General features: G+C 65.6%; 20 protein-coding genes and 2 pseudogenes. 8 read left to right on the forward strand and 14 right to left on the reverse strand.

Features of this window, described 5'->3' with window-relative positions:
* Positions 1-174: 174 nt before the first annotated feature.
* Both AX681_RS22915 and AX681_RS17635 read left to right on the forward strand, forming a co-directional pair.
* Positions 175-303 (forward strand): annotated as a pseudogene (locus AX681_RS22915) (transcription elongation protein SprT); the annotation flags it as partial.
* Positions 296-658 (forward strand): annotated as a pseudogene (locus AX681_RS17635) (Tn3 family transposase); the annotation flags it as partial. The pseudogenes AX681_RS22915 and AX681_RS17635, both read left to right, overlap by 8 nt.
* A 48-nt stretch (positions 659-706) precedes the next feature.
* Here AX681_RS17635 and AX681_RS22920 read toward each other — a convergent pair.
* The 4 genes from AX681_RS22920 to AX681_RS17650 all read right to left on the reverse strand — a co-directional run bounded on the left by AX681_RS22920 (position 707) and on the right by AX681_RS17650 (position 3,831).
* Complete coding sequence (locus AX681_RS22920) at positions 707-820, reverse strand: ATP-binding protein (protein WP_221885348.1); 114 nt, start codon at positions 818-820, stop codon at positions 707-709.
* 131 nt (positions 821-951) lie between these two features.
* Positions 952-2,082 (reverse strand): tyrosine-type recombinase/integrase, encoded by a 1,131-nt coding sequence (locus tag AX681_RS17640; RefSeq protein ID WP_066550593.1) that lies wholly within the window; start codon positions 2,080-2,082, stop codon positions 952-954.
* Complete coding sequence (locus tag AX681_RS17645) at positions 2,075-3,316, reverse strand: toll/interleukin-1 receptor domain-containing protein (protein WP_066550591.1); 1,242 nt, start codon at positions 3,314-3,316, stop codon at positions 2,075-2,077. Before AX681_RS17645 ends, AX681_RS17640 begins: the two co-directional genes overlap by 8 nt.
* Positions 3,313-3,831, reverse strand: a complete 519-nt coding sequence (locus tag AX681_RS17650) for a hypothetical protein (RefSeq protein WP_066550589.1) — start codon at positions 3,829-3,831, stop codon at positions 3,313-3,315. The genes AX681_RS17645 and AX681_RS17650 overlap by 4 nt, the downstream gene beginning before the upstream one ends.
* A 176-nt stretch (positions 3,832-4,007) precedes the next feature.
* On the opposite strand from AX681_RS17650, the gene AX681_RS22110 reads away from it, so the two are divergent.
* Together AX681_RS22110 and AX681_RS17660 are read left to right on the forward strand one after the other, a co-directional pair.
* A complete protein-coding gene (locus AX681_RS22110; protein WP_053000798.1) occupies positions 4,008-4,502 on the forward strand; it encodes a hypothetical protein in 495 nt (164 codons plus the stop codon).
* A gap of 23 nt (positions 4,503-4,525) precedes the next feature.
* Entirely contained in the window at positions 4,526-4,999 is a 474-nt protein-coding gene (locus tag AX681_RS17660) for a hypothetical protein (protein ID WP_197419027.1), read from the forward strand.
* A 4-nt stretch (positions 5,000-5,003) separates the two neighbouring features.
* Here the strand turns inward: AX681_RS17660 and AX681_RS17665 are convergent, their stop codons facing one another.
* The 5 genes from AX681_RS17665 to AX681_RS17685 all read right to left on the reverse strand — a co-directional run bounded on the left by AX681_RS17665 (position 5,004) and on the right by AX681_RS17685 (position 8,028).
* Complete coding sequence (locus tag AX681_RS17665; protein ID WP_037448046.1) at positions 5,004-5,273, reverse strand: hypothetical protein; 270 nt, start codon at positions 5,271-5,273, stop codon at positions 5,004-5,006.
* 112 nt (positions 5,274-5,385) lie between these two features.
* The gene (locus AX681_RS17670) at positions 5,386-6,156 is read right to left on the reverse strand and encodes a PepSY domain-containing protein (protein ID WP_331710031.1); all 771 of its coding nucleotides are present in this window, start codon (positions 6,154-6,156) and stop codon (positions 5,386-5,388) included.
* Between the two features lie 531 nt (positions 6,157-6,687).
* The gene (locus tag AX681_RS17675; RefSeq protein ID WP_030541607.1) at positions 6,688-6,963 is read right to left on the reverse strand and encodes a hypothetical protein; all 276 of its coding nucleotides are present in this window, start codon (positions 6,961-6,963) and stop codon (positions 6,688-6,690) included.
* 19 nt (positions 6,964-6,982) lie between these two features.
* A complete protein-coding gene (locus AX681_RS17680; protein ID WP_082738118.1) occupies positions 6,983-7,768 on the reverse strand; it encodes a methyltransferase family protein in 786 nt (261 codons plus the stop codon).
* Complete coding sequence (locus AX681_RS17685; protein WP_013039078.1) at positions 7,765-8,028, reverse strand: DUF2933 domain-containing protein; 264 nt, start codon at positions 8,026-8,028, stop codon at positions 7,765-7,767. The genes AX681_RS17680 and AX681_RS17685 overlap by 4 nt, the downstream gene beginning before the upstream one ends.
* Before the next feature lie 252 nt (positions 8,029-8,280).
* On the opposite strand from AX681_RS17685, the gene AX681_RS17690 reads away from it, so the two are divergent.
* The 4 genes from AX681_RS17690 (at position 8,281) to AX681_RS17705 (ending at position 13,367) form a co-directional block, all read left to right on the forward strand.
* On the forward strand, positions 8,281-9,729 hold the full coding sequence (locus AX681_RS17690) for an MBL fold metallo-hydrolase RNA specificity domain-containing protein (RefSeq protein ID WP_031304554.1): 1,449 nt from the start codon (positions 8,281-8,283) through the stop codon (positions 9,727-9,729).
* A complete protein-coding gene (locus AX681_RS17695) occupies positions 9,726-11,264 on the forward strand; it encodes a thymidine phosphorylase family protein (protein ID WP_066664174.1) in 1,539 nt (512 codons plus the stop codon). The genes AX681_RS17690 and AX681_RS17695 overlap by 4 nt, the downstream gene beginning before the upstream one ends.
* Positions 11,261-12,169: a ribose-phosphate pyrophosphokinase gene (locus tag AX681_RS17700; protein ID WP_066664176.1), complete on the forward strand. Its 909-nt coding sequence runs from the start codon at positions 11,261-11,263 to the stop codon at positions 12,167-12,169. Before AX681_RS17695 ends, AX681_RS17700 begins: the two co-directional genes overlap by 4 nt.
* A gap of 562 nt (positions 12,170-12,731) precedes the next feature.
* Positions 12,732-13,367, forward strand: coding sequence for a response regulator transcription factor (locus AX681_RS17705; protein ID WP_007683376.1), 636 nt, complete (start codon positions 12,732-12,734; stop codon positions 13,365-13,367).
* Between the two features lie 26 nt (positions 13,368-13,393).
* Here the strand turns inward: AX681_RS17705 and cueR are convergent, their stop codons facing one another.
* From cueR to copC, 5 genes are all read right to left on the reverse strand, one after another.
* Complete coding sequence (gene cueR / locus AX681_RS17710) at positions 13,394-13,792, reverse strand: Cu(I)-responsive transcriptional regulator (protein WP_004212744.1); 399 nt, start codon at positions 13,790-13,792, stop codon at positions 13,394-13,396.
* Positions 13,789-16,146: a heavy metal translocating P-type ATPase gene (locus AX681_RS17715; protein WP_066682570.1), complete on the reverse strand. Its 2,358-nt coding sequence runs from the start codon at positions 16,144-16,146 to the stop codon at positions 13,789-13,791. Before AX681_RS17715 ends, cueR begins: the two co-directional genes overlap by 4 nt.
* Positions 16,147-16,253: 107 nt before the next feature.
* Positions 16,254-16,928, reverse strand: coding sequence for a class I SAM-dependent methyltransferase (locus tag AX681_RS17720; protein ID WP_017501308.1), 675 nt, complete (start codon positions 16,926-16,928; stop codon positions 16,254-16,256).
* Between the two features lie 36 nt (positions 16,929-16,964).
* Complete coding sequence (copD, locus tag AX681_RS17725; protein WP_007406374.1) at positions 16,965-17,909, reverse strand: copper homeostasis membrane protein CopD; 945 nt, start codon at positions 17,907-17,909, stop codon at positions 16,965-16,967.
* 4 nt (positions 17,910-17,913) lie between these two features.
* On the reverse strand, positions 17,914-18,291 hold the full coding sequence (copC, locus tag AX681_RS17730) for a copper homeostasis periplasmic binding protein CopC (RefSeq protein WP_007406420.1): 378 nt from the start codon (positions 18,289-18,291) through the stop codon (positions 17,914-17,916).
* Between the last annotated feature and the right edge of the window lie 74 nt (positions 18,292-18,365).

The raw sequence follows: 18,365 nt of genomic DNA on the forward strand, positions 1-18,365 counted from the left end.
CCCGGCCGCCTCTCCCCCGCAACGGGATTAGACGGGGCCGTGCCTCGCTGCGCTGCGGCCGCACCACCCCCATCGAATCCCGCTGCCCCCTCTCTCGCCGGCGTTCTTGGGCGTCCGTGTTCCGGCCGATGGCATGGCCATCGCCGGACAGGCGATTTGAAGGGAGTAAGGACGATGACCCACCAAACCCGCGAAAGCTGGCTCAATGCCGTGGCGTTGGGCATGGCTCCGCTGTTCGAGGCGCTGGACGCCCCCCTGCCCGACCGCGTGCGCGTGGCGATCGGCTTCACCAGCAGTGCTCGCCTGGCTCGACGATCCCGAGCAGCGACGCCGCACGGGCAGCATCCTCAACAAGGGCGAGGCCCGCAATGCGCTCGCCCGCGCCATTTTCTTCAACCGCCTTGACGAGCTGCGCGACCGCACCTTCGAGAACCAGCGACACCGCGCCTCCGGACTGACCCTAGTCACCGCCGCCGTCGCGCTCTGGAACACCGTCTATCTCGACCGGGCCGTCCGTCACCTGCGGTCGACGGGCGCTGATGTACCCGACGAGCTGCTCGCCCATGTTGCACCGCTGGGCTGGGAGCATATCGGCCTCACCGGCGACTATCTGTGGAGCGAGATCGAGAAGCCGCGTGGGCGGTTCAGGCCGCTGCGCACCACTACGGCCGAGCGCCGAGCTTAGCGTACGTTTTCGGGCCTTCTCTCACCGGTCCCCCTTTTCCTCGACGCCCACGATGATGCGGGCTGCGCCCCGGTTCAGAAAGGCTACGACATCGTCGAGCAGCCGGGACTTGGCCTCCGGCTTGTCGATGTTCACCTCACGCTAGAAATCGAGTTCTTGCCCTTCCTCCAGGCCGCCCTCGGCGAGTTGCGCGACCGTGAGCGATCAAGAACCCGCCGGCGGCGCTCCGGCTTGGATGGTTCGGTCACACTGATCCTGACCATCGCTCAACGGCTCTCCTGAAAGCGCCGCGCGAGGCGCGCCGACGCCCCGCTCTTAGCCGCGAGCCGCGCACCGTAGCGCATGACCGTCTTGGGGTCCCGCCAGCGATAGGCCTGCATGATCGCCGGCAGGCTCTCGCCGGCGGCGAAATTGTCCTGCGCCACGCCAACCCTGATCGAGTGGCTCGACACCGCTTTCACCCAGCGCTCGAGCTCCGATTCGCTCATTCCTCCGAGCAGCTTCTTCTCGAAAGCGGCGCGGATCAGCCTGCGGTAGATCAATGTGATCGTGTTCGGATGCAGGGGCCCCTCTCCCACCGACCGCACCGAGCCGTCGAAATAGGTCTCGACGCGCCGGAAGAGCGGTCCGCCCGCGATCCCGCTGGCCCGCTTCCACTCCGCAATCGCCTGCATCGTCGCGGGCGAGAGATAGGCGATGGCGCCCGCGCGGTCGCGGTCGGTCTTGCTGGTCGCAATGAACAGGGTTCCCGAGCCGTCGGAATCGGGCCCTTCGACCGCGTCACAGACGATCGCCACCAGCTCGGAGCGCCGGCAGCCGCTGTCATAGGCGACGCGCAGCAGCGCGCGGTCGCGCGCGCCGAGCATGTCGCGGCGAGAGGCCTTGAGCAGATGCGCCAGGCAGATACCGATCGCCGGATCGTCAAGGTCGCTCACCTCACCCTTGAACCGGATGCCGCGCGCCTGGCGCTGGCGCGTGCCCAATAGCTTGCGCAAGCCCTTGAGCTCGAGCCGCACCAGCGGCGCCGCTGTCGGATCATCAAGCCCGGCCATGCGGTAGGCCCAGCCGATGTTCACCAGATAGCGCTCGATCGTCGCCGGCGCCCGTTGCTTCAGCGGATTGCGCGGATCCTGCTCGACCCCCGACAAGGCGCGCAGATAGGAAGCGACCGCCTCCGCATCGGCCCGCGCTGTCGCAAGTCCGCGCCGCCGACACCATTGGTCCCAGATCTTCAGGTCCGACAGGAAGGCGCGGATCGTGTTCGTCGACCAGGCCCGCGCGGCCGCGGCGACGAGCTGCGGATCGGCGAGCCGGCGGGCCGGCGCCAGCGCCTCGACCTGCGAGACGATCTCGCTGATCGGCGCCGCCTCGGCACGGTGGAGCGCAGGTTCAGCCATGATTGCGCGCGAAGCGCAACGTCTCGTCGGTGCGCACAAGCTGCACGGCCCGCCAGGGCGCCGAGGCCAGCGCATGCCGGGATTTGATCGCCCCGACCCGCTCGAGATAGCAGATCGCGCTGTTCATCCGGCGCGGTTCCCAACCGAGCGCCTCGGCAAGCCGCTTGGTGTCGGCGGCCCGCTCCTCGCCCGTCAGCATCCGGTTCGCCAGCGTCCGCGCATCCTCGCTGGGGCTGAACGGCATGAACGCCTCGCCAAAGTCCACGAACAGCGCCGGCTGCGGAGCATAGTGCCCGCTCACGTTCAACTCGCGCAGATAACCGCCGTCCTTCAGGTCCAGCAGCGCGATCCTGAGATCATCCGCCGCGATGTCGAGCGCGGCCGCGAGGTCCTCGAGGGTCACCACGGGGTCGACGGCCAGCGCATGCGCGCTGGTCTCGACGACATGCTTGCCGACCGCCACCGCCGCCGGCGACCAGCCCTCCAGCCCGCTCGGCGCCGTCTGGACATAGCGGGGCGCGGCGCCGAGCGCCGGCTTGCGGCTAACGCCGTGCAGGCGGTCCACCAGCCCCTTGAGATCCGCCTGGCTCGCTGGATCGATCTTGAGGAACAGCATCGCCTGCAGGAAGGGCGACAGCTTTGCGGGATCGAGGTCGACGACGAGCGGCACGAACCGGCTCTTGCCGCCGACCTGCTGGACGAGGCCGACGTCGATCTCCTTTGCGACCCACGGCTTGGCGATCGACGTTTCGGTCAGCACCACGACGAAATGGGTCATGCTGCCGAGGCCCTCCTCCATCTTCTGCCGAAGACTGTCGCCGGGCTCGATCTCCCACTCGTCGAACCAGACGTCGACGCCGTTCGCCATCAGATATTCCGCGACCGGACGCACTCGATCCTTGTCCTCGCTCGCATGCGCCAGATAGACTTTGGGGTGCGCGGCGCCGTCGGCGGCATTCATGACCTGAACCTTTCCCGGGTCGACACCCAGACGCTTTTCCAGAAGCCGCGCGAAAGCAGGCGAGCCGGTGGTGCGGATCGCCACCCGATTGCCCGACAGCCGGTCGACGAAGACGGCGGCATGGTGGCCGGTCTCGGGGTCGACGATCGACGCGGCGGCGCCCCTCGCCTTCTCCTCGAGCGCCTGCATGCCGAGCGCGATCGCCTTGGCCTCAATTTCGGCGGCAAACCTGCTGGCGTCAAACGGCCGGCCATTGTGGGTGAACCTGATCATTGGCTGGTACGCTGAACATATCGGCGCAGCTCGACCAGATCCTCGTCGGCGAGTAGGATCCCCATCGTCGGATAGTCGTCCTGCAGCGACTTGCGCACGCGGCCGTCGTGAACGCATGGGATCAGCAGCGCGAAGGCGGGGTTGAAGCGGCGGCGCTCCCAGCCCGCGGCCTCCTCGAGCTTCCTGGCGTTCCCGCCCAGTTCGGGCTGGTCGAGCAGCAACCGGGCGAGCACGACCGAATCCTCGACCGGGTCGTGCCCGGTGATCGCCGGATCGCTGGCGATGAACAGCTCTACCGTTGTGCGCACGCGCGGCAGGTGCGGCCCCAGCACGCGCGAGAGCGTCACGAGCCCATCGGCTTCGAGCTCGGCCAGCGCCATCCCCAGCGTCTTGCGGCTCTCCTGCGGGAACGCCTCGAGCAGCTCGTCGCCAAAATGCGTCGGCAGGCCCTTGGGGCTATGCTCGGCCATATGGCGGCCGAGCCGCTGCGCAAGGTCACTCAGATGATCGTACACGCCGCGTCTTCCCTGTTGCGCCCCGGTGCGGAGGCCCGCCGGCGCACGAACAGCCAGCTCCTATTCCTTACCGGGATATAGAAGCTTCAACAATGGGGTGTTGATAAGGGTTCATTATCAACACTAGGCGTGACTCCACGCTATACTCAAAGGGCGATCTCGGGATATGCTTGGGGATGGCTCGCCGCTCTTCCGCGCTGACATCGCTGCCGTGGAGCGACGGTCTCGCCGCGGCGCTCGAGCAGGCGAGCGCCGCCGTCGGGCGGCTCGATGCGCGGACTTCCGCCACTTCGGGTGCTCGCGCGTGGCAATTGCGCGCCGCCTGGACCGGCTACGCCGCCGCGCTCCAGCTCCAGGGCCACGAGATCGACGAAATCGATGTTTTTTCGTGGGGCTGCGCCCTCCCCGTCCCCGGCCGGCCACGGATCGCGACGCTCGACGATCCCTTCGAAGGCTTCGCCAGATGGCAGGCCCAGTTCGCCGGAAACACCCGGCGCCACTGGCGCGAGGACCTGGGCGCGCGGGTCGAACCCGACCCGAGCTACGCCGGCCCCCGGCTGATCCGCGCGCTCGAGGCTCTGCGGCAGATCAGCATCGCCGAGAAATCGAAGTGCAGCATACGCACGGCGGCTGTGCAGCGCATCGGCATGGGTCCAGAAAGCGCGGCTTAGCTCTATACTGGGTGCGATCTCGGGTGCAGTCATTCTCTTTCGCCGGAAAACCGGTGAAGGGGCCGTTCCTGGTAATGATCGTCGCAGGCGAGTATCCGGAAGCGCACGGCTACGCACCATTGCGCGCATTTGCCCAACCGATTTATTCGGGCCGTCGCTTCATCCCGGTCAATTCCGAGTTCGAGCGAGACGTTCTGCGCGCGCTTCTGGAAGCGAGGCGCGAGCTAGCCGAGGAGGGCCTTGATATCTTTGTCGAGAAGCCCGTCTTTGATCACCTCACTCCCGCCGGCCCCTGCCGCCCCGACTTCCTGATCGAAGCGCGTTCAGGCACGACCGGCGAGATCAGGCAATGGATCTTGGAGGTGCTGGAGTTCGGCGAGCCCGAGGTCCACCAACGCGAAAGGCTTCGGCGAGTAGCGCCACTGTTGACTGTCACCCCGGCCGACCGCAACGCGGCGCACCTGGTAGCCCGACTCTCAGACGCCTTCGCCCTTTAAACGATCAGCTCCACCTCAACGTGAATCCGAACGAACTGACGATCGCGAGCGTCACGGGCGTCGAAAGCAGATAAAGCTTCTGCCACCGCCACCAGGATTTGGGGAGGAACAGCGCCACATCCTTGGCGCTGCGAAGCTGCGCCCAGGCCTTCTCGCGCCAGAGGCGACAGGCGAGAACAAGGATCGCCAAGGCCATTGCGATCGCGCAGCACAGAGCGGTCGCAGTATAAAGCGCCATCCAGTTGATCATTTCAGCATCGCTCAGATGCGCCATGGTCTACCCCATCGCTGCCAAACGAAGTCTCGCCTGTTCAACTGCGTTCCAACCCGCCGCGCGACTTATCACTTTTCTTTATCATCATGCTTCTCCGGTTTCTGCCGGTCCGCTAGCCTGACGCGCTTGACCGACGCCGCTTCGGCCAACGCATGCAAAGAAGCACGGCCCCGCCAAGCCAAAGTCCGAGGCCGCCGAGCGCAAACCCTAGAAGCCATGGCGTGTTGAAGTCCTCGTGATTCTTCCAATCCATGATGTGAAGGCTCCAGAAGAAGTCATAAAGCCGCCACGTGCCTGTCCTCACCGCCGCAATCCGGCCGGTATCGGCCGCCACGAAGATCCGAGTGGAGTCCGGATCGGCGAACGTCACACGCCAGGCGGGAAGCGTGCCGCGATATTCGGGACTGGCGCGATCGATCAGTTCCACGTTCACACTTGGGTGATCGTTGCTCCGCCAGGCGGCCCTCGCTACCGCTTGGGCTTGCGCCGCAGTTGGGGCGGGCAACAGTGCGCCCGTTCTCGCGTCGAACAGCCGCGTCCCTCGGGCCGTTGTCGCCTCAGCGACCGGGCGGCCAAGCCACATGCGATAGCTCACGGTCTCGATCCGCGTCCCGGTCGCCGCGACGATCACTGATGGTGGGACGAGCGCCACGCCGCGAGGCAAGGGCGCCACGGCTTTGCGGTCCACAAGGTGATCGCCATGCACTCGATCGATGGGCAAGAAGCTCATCAACGCGCCGCTCGCGAACCACAAAAGAAGCTGCGCGCCGACAATGATCGCGAGCCACTTGTGAGTGCGGCTCGCGAGAAGGTGCAGCCGAAGTTTGGTGCTTCTCAGGGTCGAATCTCCATCCTTGCGTGTCTCATTTCGTGCCTGCCAGATTCTTCATCATCCCGCGTGGCCGACAGGTGCGCCCGCGACCAGCGCTTGTACGGCTCAGCCGTCATCCCCGAGAGTTAGCGCACGAACGCCACCGTGTCCCAGACAGGGGATCCGGTGCGTCTTGCCCCCCGCCGGCTCGGCCGTCAGCTTACACCATGCTTGATAATCCAGGGCTGCTGAGCGGGCGTGAGGCGTTGCGCCACCCCTCGCCAGTTCGGGGCTTGCCGTTAAGGGCCTTGGCTCACCTCCGATTCCTCCGCGCCGGGGCGATAGATGACAGCCGCTGCACATCTCTCCGTAGAGGCCGACACCGACTGACACCCGTTGCGCCGACGCAAAATCCGGCCGCGCCCTTGGCAATCAGCCCGCTGGCACGGCGGTCGAACAGGTCAGTTGCTTGTCCGGCTTACAGATAGCGCCCGATCGCACTGCCCGGGCTCGGTCACGTCCTGAACTTCGGTGACGTTCAGGACGTGGCTGCGATCTCGATCGGTGGGCGGCCCAGCTTTTCGAGGGCGATCGCGTGACGGGCTAACCAACGACGGGATCTTTGACCCACCCCAAGGCATCGTGCAGCTCTGATATGTCGGCGTCGATGATCGCGTACAGGTCTTTATCTTCCTCGCGAAAGAACATGCGCGCCTTCGCTTCGTCTTCGGCAGGGGGAAGCATCGCTCCCAGGCGCTCCGGCCATTTCGCGTCTATGAATCTCATGAGCCGCTTCCAGGCCGCGGATCGGGTCTGATGGAGGCTCAGGACGGGAACGCCGTTTACTACAATCGCAAGGATCGTCACCTGCATGGTCACATACGCCCCCTCGATTTCGTCATGTTCGTGATGATCTTGCGGAGGAGGACAACGTCTGACCTCCTGGCAGCATGTTGTCGTGTTCTCGAGAACCCTCGCTAACCGGCCCGTCCGTCTGATGGCCTGCCATTCGAGCATTTCCTGTGAAGGCCAGTCCTGCAATCTCCCGCTTCCAACGCAAGCTGGGGAAGAAGGCGGGAACATGGGCCATGTACTGGCGGTAGCTATCGCCGTAGGTCGCGAGCGCGTATCTCTCCTCATGCTTAGCCAAACGAATGTACATCACCACCAGCACCGGAAACATGGCAAGCGTCAGAAGCGTCGGCCATTGTAGCAAGAAACCGAGCATGACGAGGATGAACCCTACGTATTGAGGGTGCCGCACCCGGGCGTAGACCCCCGTCATTGCCAATTCGTTTTTGCGCTGACTCGTGTGAAGCGCCGTCCACGCGATCGAGATTAGCCAAAAGCCTACACCAATCAGCACAAAGCTGGCGATGTGGAACGGGCCGAAATGCGGATTGATGCGCCAGCCGAACATCATTTCCAGGATGTGGCCAGCATCGTGGCTCCACCAGTCGACGCCGGGGAAATGCGACTGGAGCCACCCCGACAGCAGGAAGATGGTGAGCGGGAAGCCATACATTTCGGCGAAGAGCGCGACGATGAACGCACTGAACGCGCCGAAGCTGCGCCAGTCGCGCCGCGTTGCCGGCTTGAAGAAGCTGAACGCAAAGAGGATGAAAACGGCGGCATTGACCAGCGCGAGCCCCCACAGACCATAGCCATAGTCGGCGTGCGTCATCGCGACTCTCCTTCGATGCGGCCGTTGGGATTGGCCGGCAAGCCGGCGGGTGCCTGGCCGGGCTCATGGCCATGCTGATGCCCACCTTGGCCGTGGTGCATGAACAGGTGCATGAGCGGGCAGGCGAGCAGGATGAGATAGGGCAGCACACCCAGGAAGTGCGCGGTATGCTCGGTAATGAGGAAGAAGCTGGCGACGAGCAGGAAGCCGATCAGAACGATCTTGCCGCGCTTGCGCATGCGATGGTCATGTTCGCCCATATGCCGTCCTCTTCTGGTCAACGTCCGGGCAGCATAGGCTCGAGTCCAAGGAGCAAGGTATAAGTAGAGACCGAAGTCCCCCGGGCATCGCGCAGGCATGGGTAAGGTGATCGATCGGATCGGCCATCGGCGTTCGGGCGACGCAGCTGTCGGGGAGCAGCAGTCGTGCTGCGGATTTTGCGTATAGGCGTGCGGCGTCCGCGAACCAATGCTGCGCTCACGAACATAATCGTGAGAGGCAGGCCCGCGTCCATGCAAAAGAGAAAGAAACGGCACCATTCCCGCGTGACCATCTTCGAGCGTGAAGCAAGGATCGATCTGGCCAAGCGCCCGGCCGATGGTCTCGGCGTTGCCTTTCTCGGCGCATCGGGAACGGTCACAGGGTCGCGTTATCTGGTGGACGATGGTGAAACTCAGATCGTGGTCGATTCCGGCCTGTTTCAGGGACCCAGGGATCTGCGCCGCCTTAATTGGGCATCGATCCCACCCGAAGTCGCGGATGTCGGCCAGGTGCTGCTGACCCACGCCCATCTCGATCACTCGGGCGCACTACCGCGCATGGCGCGCCTGGGCTGGGACGGGACCGTCCTTGCCACGCGGGCGACCGCGGCCCTGTGCGAGCTCCTTCTTCCCGACAGCGGCCATCTGCAGGAAAAGGATGCGGAGTTCGCCAACCAGCACGGCTTCTCCAGGCACCAGCCGGCGCTGCCCCTCTACACCCAGGCCGACGCGCGTCTGGCATTGCAGCTCTTCCGCCCGATCGAGTTCGGAGCGTGGCATGCAGTCACGGACGGCATCAGGGTGCGCTACCATCGCGCCGGCCACATCCTCGGCGCGGCGTCGATCGAGATCGACTGGAAGGGGCGGACAATCCTCTTCTCAGGCGACATCGGCCGTTACGGCGATGCGGTGATGAAGGATCCCGAGCCGCCCGCGCGCGCCGACTATGTCCTAGTGGAATCGACCTATGGCGATCGGCGCCACGAGCAGGTCGATCCGACAAAGACGCTTGGAGATCATGTCGAACGATGCGTCGAGAGAGGCGGGACGGTGGTGATTCCGGCCTTCGCCGTGGGACGGGTTCAGTCGCTTCTCTATCATTTCTCGCGTCTGCGCGCGCAGGGACGCCTCCGCGACATCCCGATCTTCCTCGACAGCCCGATGGCGATCAACGCGAGCGGGCTGATGTGCGATTTCATGGACGAGCATCGCCTGGCCCGCGCCGAGTGCGAAGCGGCGTGCAGCGTCGCGCACTATGTGCGCGAAGTGGAGGAATCCAAGGAACTCACCGCCAACCCCGCTCCCAAGGTCATCATCTCGGCCAGTGGAATGGCAACGGGCGGCCGCGTGCTCCACCATCTCAAGCGCTTCGCGCCGGATGGGAAGAACCTCATCCTCTTCTCAGGCTTCCAGGCGGCGGGCACCCGCGGCGCCGCCATGATCGGGGGCGCCCGGACGATCAAGATCCACGGCGAGTATATCCCGGTCGAAGCCGATGTCGCCAACCTGACGATGCTTTCGGCGCATGCCGACAGCGACGAGCTCATGCGCTGGCTCGGGTCGCTGCAAGAGCCCCCGCGCCATGTCTATGTCACGCATGGCGAGCCGACCGGCGCCCAGGTCCTGGCGAAGCGTGTCTCGGAGGATCTGGGCTGGGCATGCAGCGTACCGGCGCTGGGTAGCTGGGGCATGCTCGCGTGAAGCCCGGGATCATCGAGGACGCCGAAGTAGAGCCTGTCGCGACGACGCTGCGGGCACACCGCCTCGGCCTGTCGGCTGCCGGAGGTGATCTGGTCGCGGTCATGCGCCAAGACTGTCCCGTCTGCCGCTCGGAAGGTCTCGCGTCGCGCGCGCAGGTCGCGCTGCACGCCGGCGGGCGGGAAATCGTCGTCTCGCTGCTGCACAGTTCCGCGGAGGCTCCAGCGCCCGGCGAGATCGGCCTGTCCGAATCCGCATGGCGGCGGCTCGGCGTCAGCGAGGGCGATCCGGTCGAGATCGCGCACGCCCAGCCTCTCGCCTCGCTCGCCGAAGTGCGTCGGCGCATCTATGGCAATCGTCTCAGTGAAGGGGCTTTTTCAGCGATCATGACCGACATCGCCGAGCGACGCTATAGCGATGTCCATCTCTCGGCGTTCATCACGGCATGCTCAGCGGTCCCGCTCGATACGGACGAAACGATCAGCCTGACCAGGGCGATGGTCGATGTCGGCGAGCGATTGCAGTGGTCCGGAGCGGTCATCGTCGACAAGCATAGCGTCGGTGGATTGCCGGGCAATCGCACCACGCCGATCATCGTCTCGATCATGGCCGCGGAGGGCCTGATCATGCCCAAGACATCGTCGCGGGCGATCACCTCGCCGGCCGGCACGGCGGACACGATGGAGGTGCTTGCACCTGTCGACCTCGACGTTTCCGCCATCCGCAAGGTGGTCGAGCGCGAAGGCGGCTGCATCGCCTGGGGCGGCGCCGTCAATCTCAGCCCGGCCGACGATGTGATCATCGGCGTTGAACGAGTGCTCGATATCGATGCCGTAGGGCAGATGGTCGCCTCGGTGCTGTCCAAGAAAATCGCGGCCGGTGCGACCCATCTGGTCATCGATATCCCGGTCGGGCCGACCGCCAAGGTACGCGGAACCGATGCCGCCGATACGCTCGAGCGCGCGCTGAGCTCGGTCGCCCAAGCCTTCGGGCTTCGCACGCGCGTGATGCGCGGCCCCGGCGCGGAGCCGATCGGACGGGGCATCGGCCCGGCGCTCGAGGCGCAGGATATCCTTGCCGTCCTCCAGGGGCAGCCGGGCGCCGAGGATCTCGCCCACCGGGCCTGCGAGCTGGCGGGAGGACTGCTTGAGCTCGCTGACGCGGCCCCGGCCGGCGAAGGCTATGCGCGTGCGCGGGCGTGTCTCGAAAGCGGCGGGGCCTGGGCCAAGTTCCAACGTATCTGCGAAGCGCAGGGCGGCATGCGGGCTCCACCGGTCGCCCGGTTTCAGCAGGATATGATCGCTCCCTATAGCGGCCGCCTGGTGAGTATCGACAATCGCAAGCTCGCGACGGTCGCGAAGCTCGCCGGCGCGCCGGTGGCCAAGGCCGCTGGCGTCGCACTGCAGTGTCGGCTGAACCAGATGGTGGATGCCGGGGCTCCCTTGTGTAGCATTCATGCCGAGAGCCCGGGCGAGCTCGACTATGCGGCGGCCTATGCCGTGAGCGACGGGCCGATCTTCGGGATTGAAGCGCTATGAACCGTCCCGTCCTGTTCGCGCTGCCTGGCAGCGAGGCCCTGGCACAGCCGCTATCCGCCGCGCTCGATGCAGAGGTCGGCACGATCGAGCATCGTCAGTTTCCTGACGGGGAAACCTATCTCAGGGTCGGAAACGACGTCAGCGACCGCGAGGTCATCCTGCTGTCCAGTCTCGATCATCCGGACGCCAAGCTGTTGCCGCTGCTGTTCGCAGCCGACACCGCGCGCGATCTTGGCGCTCGCAGGATCGGGCTCGTCGCCCCTTACCTCGCTTACATGCGCCAGGACATACGCTTCCATGCCGGCGAGGCGGTGACGTCGCGAACCTTTGCTGCGATCCTGTCTCGCCATCTCGACTGGCTGGTGACGGTCGATCCGCATCTCCATCGCTACCATGAATTGTCGGAAATCTACCGCATCCCAACCCAGGTTGTTCATGCCGCGCCGTTTTTGGCCTCGTGGATCAAGCACAATGTCGCTCGCCCGCTGATCATCGGTCCGGACCTGGAAAGCGAACAGTGGGTCTCGCAGGTGGCGGCCGATGCCGATGCTCCGTTTCTCGTGTGCGAGAAAATCCGATCCGGCGACCGTCACGTCACCATCTCGATTCCGAATGCCCCAGCGTTTCTCGATCGCCAGCCGGTGCTGGTCGACGATATCGCCTCATCCGGTCGGACCCTCACCGAGGCGGCGCGCCAACTGGTCGGCATGGGGTTCGCGCGACCGGATTGCGTGGTCGTGCATCCGCTTTTTGCCGGCGATGCAGCGCAGGTTCTGGGTGGGCTTGTCGAAAGGATCGTCAGCACGAACGCGGTTGCACATGCGTCGAATGATATAGACGTCATGCCAGCGATCGCGGAGGCCGTTCGCCACCGGATTGAATGGCGTGCTGCGCGTCAGTTCTAAGACGGAAATGAACGCCCGGCAAACGCTGTGCGCGTCCTCATCCATTGACCCTAAACGAGTCCGAACCAATCTCCTGAGATCTCCCTTTCGGAGAAAATCGCGGCAGGGAAGGAGGATATGTCGTGTCGCACACACGCTCGTTCATCGATCCCCTCGACGTTGCTGGGCACCTGAAGCTTGAGCCCGAAGTAAAGCGCGCCACCCTGCTATCCTGGGCGTCCGATCGCGCAGCCGTCAAGGGCCAACCCGCCCCCCTCGCCCGCCGGGCGCCAGTAACCCGCTGCCGGTCGACGATGTGATGGAAGCGTAGCGATGGCTCGATCGCGCCGAGGGCGGCGCGGGCAACTCGCATGCATCGTCCGGAGCAGAGACCCGGCAATGAGCCGCAGCGACCGCGGCATTGGTGTGAGCGGAGTAGCCGAACCCTCACAGTTTCGCTGTCCTTCGCCGTTTTGCCTCGCCAAATTTTTACTCTTGACCTGGGACCATAGTCCAACGTGCAGAGAAGTATCCCTTGAAGCGCTGCCCTCGCGGCACTGCGTATTGATCGATCTCGGGGGCTATGGGGAACAAGCGCGTCGTGCATATCGTCGATGACGAAGAGACAATACGAAAAGCACTAAGTTTCACGTTGCGGACCGCAGGGTTTGCCGTAGAAGCCTACGCTTCGGGGCCGGAGTTTCTGTTGAGCGCAGAGGACGCGGAGAAAGGCTGCGTGGTTCTCGACATGCACATGCCCGACATGGACGGCCTGCAGGTTCAGGCGGAGCTGACGCGACGCGGTATCGACATGCCCGTCGTGGTGCTGACGGGCAATGGCGATCCTACGCTCGCCGTACAGGCGATGAAGGCGGGCGCTGCCGACTTTCTCGCCAAACCGGTCGAGAAGGCCGCATTGCTCGGCGCGATCGACCGCGGCTTCAGCTGGCTTGAGAGTATAGCCCGTCGTGCCTCCGAACAGGCCGACGCTCTTTCGAAAGCCGCGAGACTGACGCAGCGCGAACGGGCCGTTCTGAGAGGAATTTCGCGAGGCTATCCAAATAGCCTTATCGCAGATGAACTCGGCGTCACGTCGCGCACGGTCGAGCTGCATCGGGCCAGTCTGATGATCAAACTCAACGCGCAAAGCCTGCCCGACCTGTTGCGGATCGCTTTCGCCGTCGACCTGCACGAATCGACCGAAAACGGGCACCCCTAAAATTCTCGGCCGTGCGATGCCGGATGCTATGCGGATCGGGCCGCGGCCAGTTCGGCGATGATCGGACAATCCGGCCGCTCGTCGCCTTGGCAGCGCTCGGCCAGGTCGATTAGCGTGTCGCGCAGCGCCGTCAACGCCTCGGCTTTGCGCTGAAACTCATCGGCGCGGGCAAGGGCAAGCCGCTTCACCTCCGCGCTGGCACGGCCGGTATTGGCCCAAAGGCTGAGCAACGTGCGGATCTCCTCGATCGGGAAGCCGAGATCGCGGGCATTGGCGATAAACCGGAGGCGATGGAGGTCGCGCTCGCCATAGTCACGATAGCCAGCACCCCGACGCGCCGGCGCCGGGATGAGGCCGATCTTTTCATAATGGCGGATCATCCGCTCAGAGACGCCGCTCTGCCGTGACGTCTCGCCGATGTTCACAGTGCTTTCCGGTTGAGGCGCAGCGCGTTGGTGACCACGCTCACCGAAGAGAGCGCCATCGCCGCCGCCGCGATAATGGGCGAGAGCAGAATACCGAACAGCGGATAGAGCGCACCCGCCGCTACGGGCACGCCCGCGACATTGTAGATGAAGGCGAAGACGAGATTCTGGCGGATGTTCGACATGGTCGCTTGGCTGAGCCGCCGCGCCCGGACGATGCCAGTCAGGTCGCCCTTGAGCAGCGTGACGCCAGCGCTCTCGATCGCGACGTCGGTGCCGGAACCCATGGCGATGCCGACGTCGGCGGCGGCCAACGCGGGGGCGTCGTTGACACCGTCGCCGGCCATGGCGACGACCCGCCCCTCGCGCTTGAACCTGGCGACCACGGCGCTCTTCTGATCGGGCAGCACCTCGGCTTCGACCTCGTCGATGCCCAGGCGTCGGGCGACCGCTTCCGCGGTCGTGCGGTTGTCGCCGGTCAGCATGACCACGCGAATGCCCTCCGCCTTGAGCGCGGCGAGCGCTTCTGGTGTCGTGGCCTTCACCGGATCGGCGATCGCGAAGGCGCCGCCGACTGTGCCGTCGACCCCGATGAAGATCGCGGTGGCGCCATCCCGGCGCAGCGCGTCGGCCTGGCTGGCGAGCGCATCGGTCGCAACCCCTTCGTCGGCAAGGAACTGCGCATTGCCGAGGACGATGCGCCGCCCTTCGACCGTGCCGAGCGCGCCGCGCCCGGTCGGCGAGTCGAAGTCGATGACGTCGCTCGTGACGATGCCGCGATCCTTCGCGGCCTCGACGATTGCCAACGCGAGCGGATGCTCGGAGGCCCGCTCGACCGAGGCGGCAAGCCGCAGCAGTTCGGCTTCGTCGAAGCCGGGCGCCGGCACGATCTGGGTGACGGCAGGCCGGCCTTCGGTCAGCGTGCCGGTCTTGTCGACGACGAGCGTGTCGACTTTTTCCATATGCTCGAGCGCTTCGGCATTCTTGATGAGGACGCCGAGCCCGGCGCCGCGGCCAACCCCGACCATGATCGACATCGGCGTGGCGAGACCCAGTGCGCAGGGACAGGCGATGATCAGCACGGCGACCGCCGCAACCAGCCCGTAGGCGAAGCGCGGCTCGGGGCCCCAGATGCCCCAGGCGATGAACGCGACCACCGCGACCGCGATGACCACGGGCACGAACCAGCCCGACACCTGATCGGCCATGCGCTGGATCGGCGCGCGCGAGCGCTGCGCCTCGGCGACCATCTGGACGATGCGCGCCAGCATGGTGTCCCGGCCAACCTTGTCGGCGACGATAACGAGCGCGCCGGTCTGGTTGAGCGTGCCGCCGATCACCGTGTCGGCCTTGGCCTTGGTGACGGGCATGGACTCACCGGTGACCATCGACTCGTCGAGCGAGGAACGGCCGTCCTCGACCACGCCATCGACCGGCACCTTCTCGCCGGGACGCACACGCAGGCGGTCGCCGACCGCAACGAGATCGAGGCTGATTTCCTCTTCACTGCCATCGGAGCCGATCCGGCGCGCGGTCTTTGGCGCAAGGTTAAGCAGCGCCTTGATCGCGCCCGAGGTCCGCTCGCGCGCGCGCAGTTCGAGCATCTGGCCGAGCAGCACGAGGACAGTGATCACCGCGGCCGCCTCGAAATAGACGGCAACCATGCCGTCCTCTCCGCGGAAGGCGGGCGGGAACAGCTGGGGCGCGAGCGTCGCGACGACGCTGTAGATCCAGGCGACCCCGGTCCCCATCGCGATCAGGGTGAACATGTTGAGGTTGCGGGTCTTGAGCGAGGCCCAGCCACGCTCGAAGAAGGGCCAGCCCGCCCAGAGCACGACGGGTGTCGCCAGCACGAACTGGATCCATACCGAGATCGACATCGGCACGAGGCGATGGATCGCGGGAAAGAGATGCGCGCCCATCTCGAGGATCAGCACCGGGAGGGCCAGCATCAGGCCGACCCGGAAGCGCCGTGTGAAATCGACCAGCTCATGGCTGGGGCCGCTGTCGGCAGTCACGGTCGCGGGCTCGAGCGCCATGCCGCAGATCGGACAGGATCCGGGATGGTCCTGCCGGATCTCTGGATGCATCGGGCAGGTCCAGATCGTGCCTTCGGGCGCCGCGACCGGCGGCGCTGGCGGGCCGAGATAGCGCTCGGGATCGGCGATGAATTTGGTCCGGCAGCCCGCGCTACAGAAATGATAGCGTTCACCGCCATGCTCGGCTTGATGCGCCGTGGTCGCCGGGTCGACGGTCATGCCGCAGACCGGGTCCTTGACGCCGGTCGCCGCTTTCGCGGCGCTGTGGCCGCCGCAGCAACCGCCGCCATGCGCCGCTCCATGTGTCTCGTTCATCGCCTTGCTCCTTTCGACGCCTGACGATCTAGGATCTGACACCGTGTCAGGGTCAATACGTAATCGCCTAAGCGGACAAATCGGCGGGCCCGTTCGCCTGGCCGCCATCAGCCAAGGTCATTGGCAACCGTAAGGCCGTGGTCCTGCGCCGGTCGATGCGCCGTAAACAAGTCGATCGCGCCGGTGATGGTCAAAAGCCGAAACGTCTCGGCCACATGCCTGAAGCCGGCCGCCGCGATCAGGCCGGGGAGCACGCCGTCGGCATTGGGCCGGGTATCATCGATGCCATCGAGCCGCTGCACGGTCAGGCGGAAGGCAAGCCGCATGAAACCCTGCTGGCGGCCATAATCGGCGATCACCAGGCGCCCACCCGGGCGCAGCATGGCGAACATGGCGCGCAGGGTTGCCGCCTTCTCCCTGACCGGCATCTGATGCAGCACGAGACTCGACACGACAGCGTCGGCGGTACCCGGGGCCACGTCCCTGGCAAATCCCTGACGCCAGTCGATATCGGCCCGCCGCACAGCGGCCTTGTGCCGCGCGATGTCGAGCGCCTCGGCATCGGGATCGAGACCGATCACCTGCGTCCTGGGCTCGGCTTGCTTGAGCATCAGCGCGAAGCTGCCGGTGCCACAGCCGACGTCGACGACCGTCTCACCGGCTTTGGGCGCCAGGGCGGCGAGCATGGCGGCACGCCACCGCTTCTCCCGCGTCCACAGGCGGATCGCGCGATCATAGTCTTTCGTCGATCCGGTCCCGAGCGGCGGGGTGTAGGATTGCATTGGCTTCTCCCAACGCGAGGCGTCCGAAACGATAAGCTACATCGACATGGGCGGCGATAGTGTCCCCAGCCAGGCGACGAGCCCGAGAATGACGATCGCAAGACCGCCTTCGACGACGAGGCTCGCGCGCAGCAGCGCCTGCGCCCGTGGCGCGTCCTCTTCCTCGATCGCCTGCGCAAGTGCCGGGGTCAGGCGATAACGGTTGAGCGCGGCCAGGCCCAGCATGCCGGCGAACAGCAGCAGCTTGGCGATGAGCAGCAGGCCGTAGGTCGACTGCCCGAGCGAGGCGATGTTGCCCGGACCGACGAGGAACCAGCCGTTCACCGTCCCGGTCAGGATCAGCAGGGCGACGATGATCGTGCCGACGAGGGAGAAGCCCCGCAACGCTTCCTCGGCGAGCGTGACCCGGTCCATGTCTTGAGCGGCGAGATCGTCGGTTGCGAGCCTGGGAAGTACCAGCGCGAGGAATGCGGCAAGCGCGCCGACCCAGGCGCCGGCGGCGAGCAGATGGATGAGATCGGCCCCCAGTTGCAGCCAGCCCGCCTCGCCTTCGCCAGCCGCGCCATGCCCACTCCAGGCGAGGGTCGCGAGTGCGACCGCGCCTGCCAGAGTGGAGGCGATGAAGGCAGGACGGGATTGCCGGCGATAGAAGGGGATGGAGAGCAGAAGAACGAGGAGCGCGACGAGGCGCGCCTTCAGCGCCGTTCCCATGGACGTGCCGTTGAACAGCTCTGCGACCATGGAAAGATCAGGCTGGGTGAGCGGCAGCCCGGTCATGGCCGCTGCCTGCAACGCGAACCCCAGCGCCGACAGCAGGAGGGCGAGACAGGCGAGACCGGCCACCATTGCTACCATCGGCAGATGCCGCTGTACCATCCGGCCGCCGCCGGGCGCATAGAGCGCGAACAGCGGCAGGCCGAACAACAGGCCGAGATCGACGTAGAGCGCCCAGCGGACGGCGACGAGTGCCACGTCGTTCATGGCGTCACTTGACGGTAAAGGCGAGATTGCCCTGGATGCGGTGCGTGTCGGTCGAGACGACGTGCCAGGCGACCTGATAGCTGCCCGCCATGAGCGGCTTGGCGAGCGTCAGCACGAGCGTCTTGTCGCCTTCGACGGACGTCTTGAAGCCGGTTACCGCCATGCGGTGGTTGGGCATGCCGGGCATGCCGGTCATCACGATCTCGGCGCCCGACAGCTTCGGCATCAGACCTTCACTGAAGGTGAGCGTTATACGCGACGGCGCCGGGACGCTGGCGTTGGCGGCGGGCGTCGAGGACACGAGCTTGGGATGGGCGTAGGCCGGAGCCGAAACACTCAGGCCGACGGCGGCGATGGCTGCGAGCGGCGAAAAGAAGCGCATTTGGACATTCTCCTGTCAGTGACATGAGAGAATACGCAGCTGCAGCCTGCACCCCTCTCAAATTTCTTTTCTGT

The organism is Sphingomonas sp. CCH9-E2 (assembly GCF_001557215.1).
Classification (GTDB): Bacteria; Pseudomonadota; Alphaproteobacteria; order Sphingomonadales; family Sphingomonadaceae; genus Sphingomonas.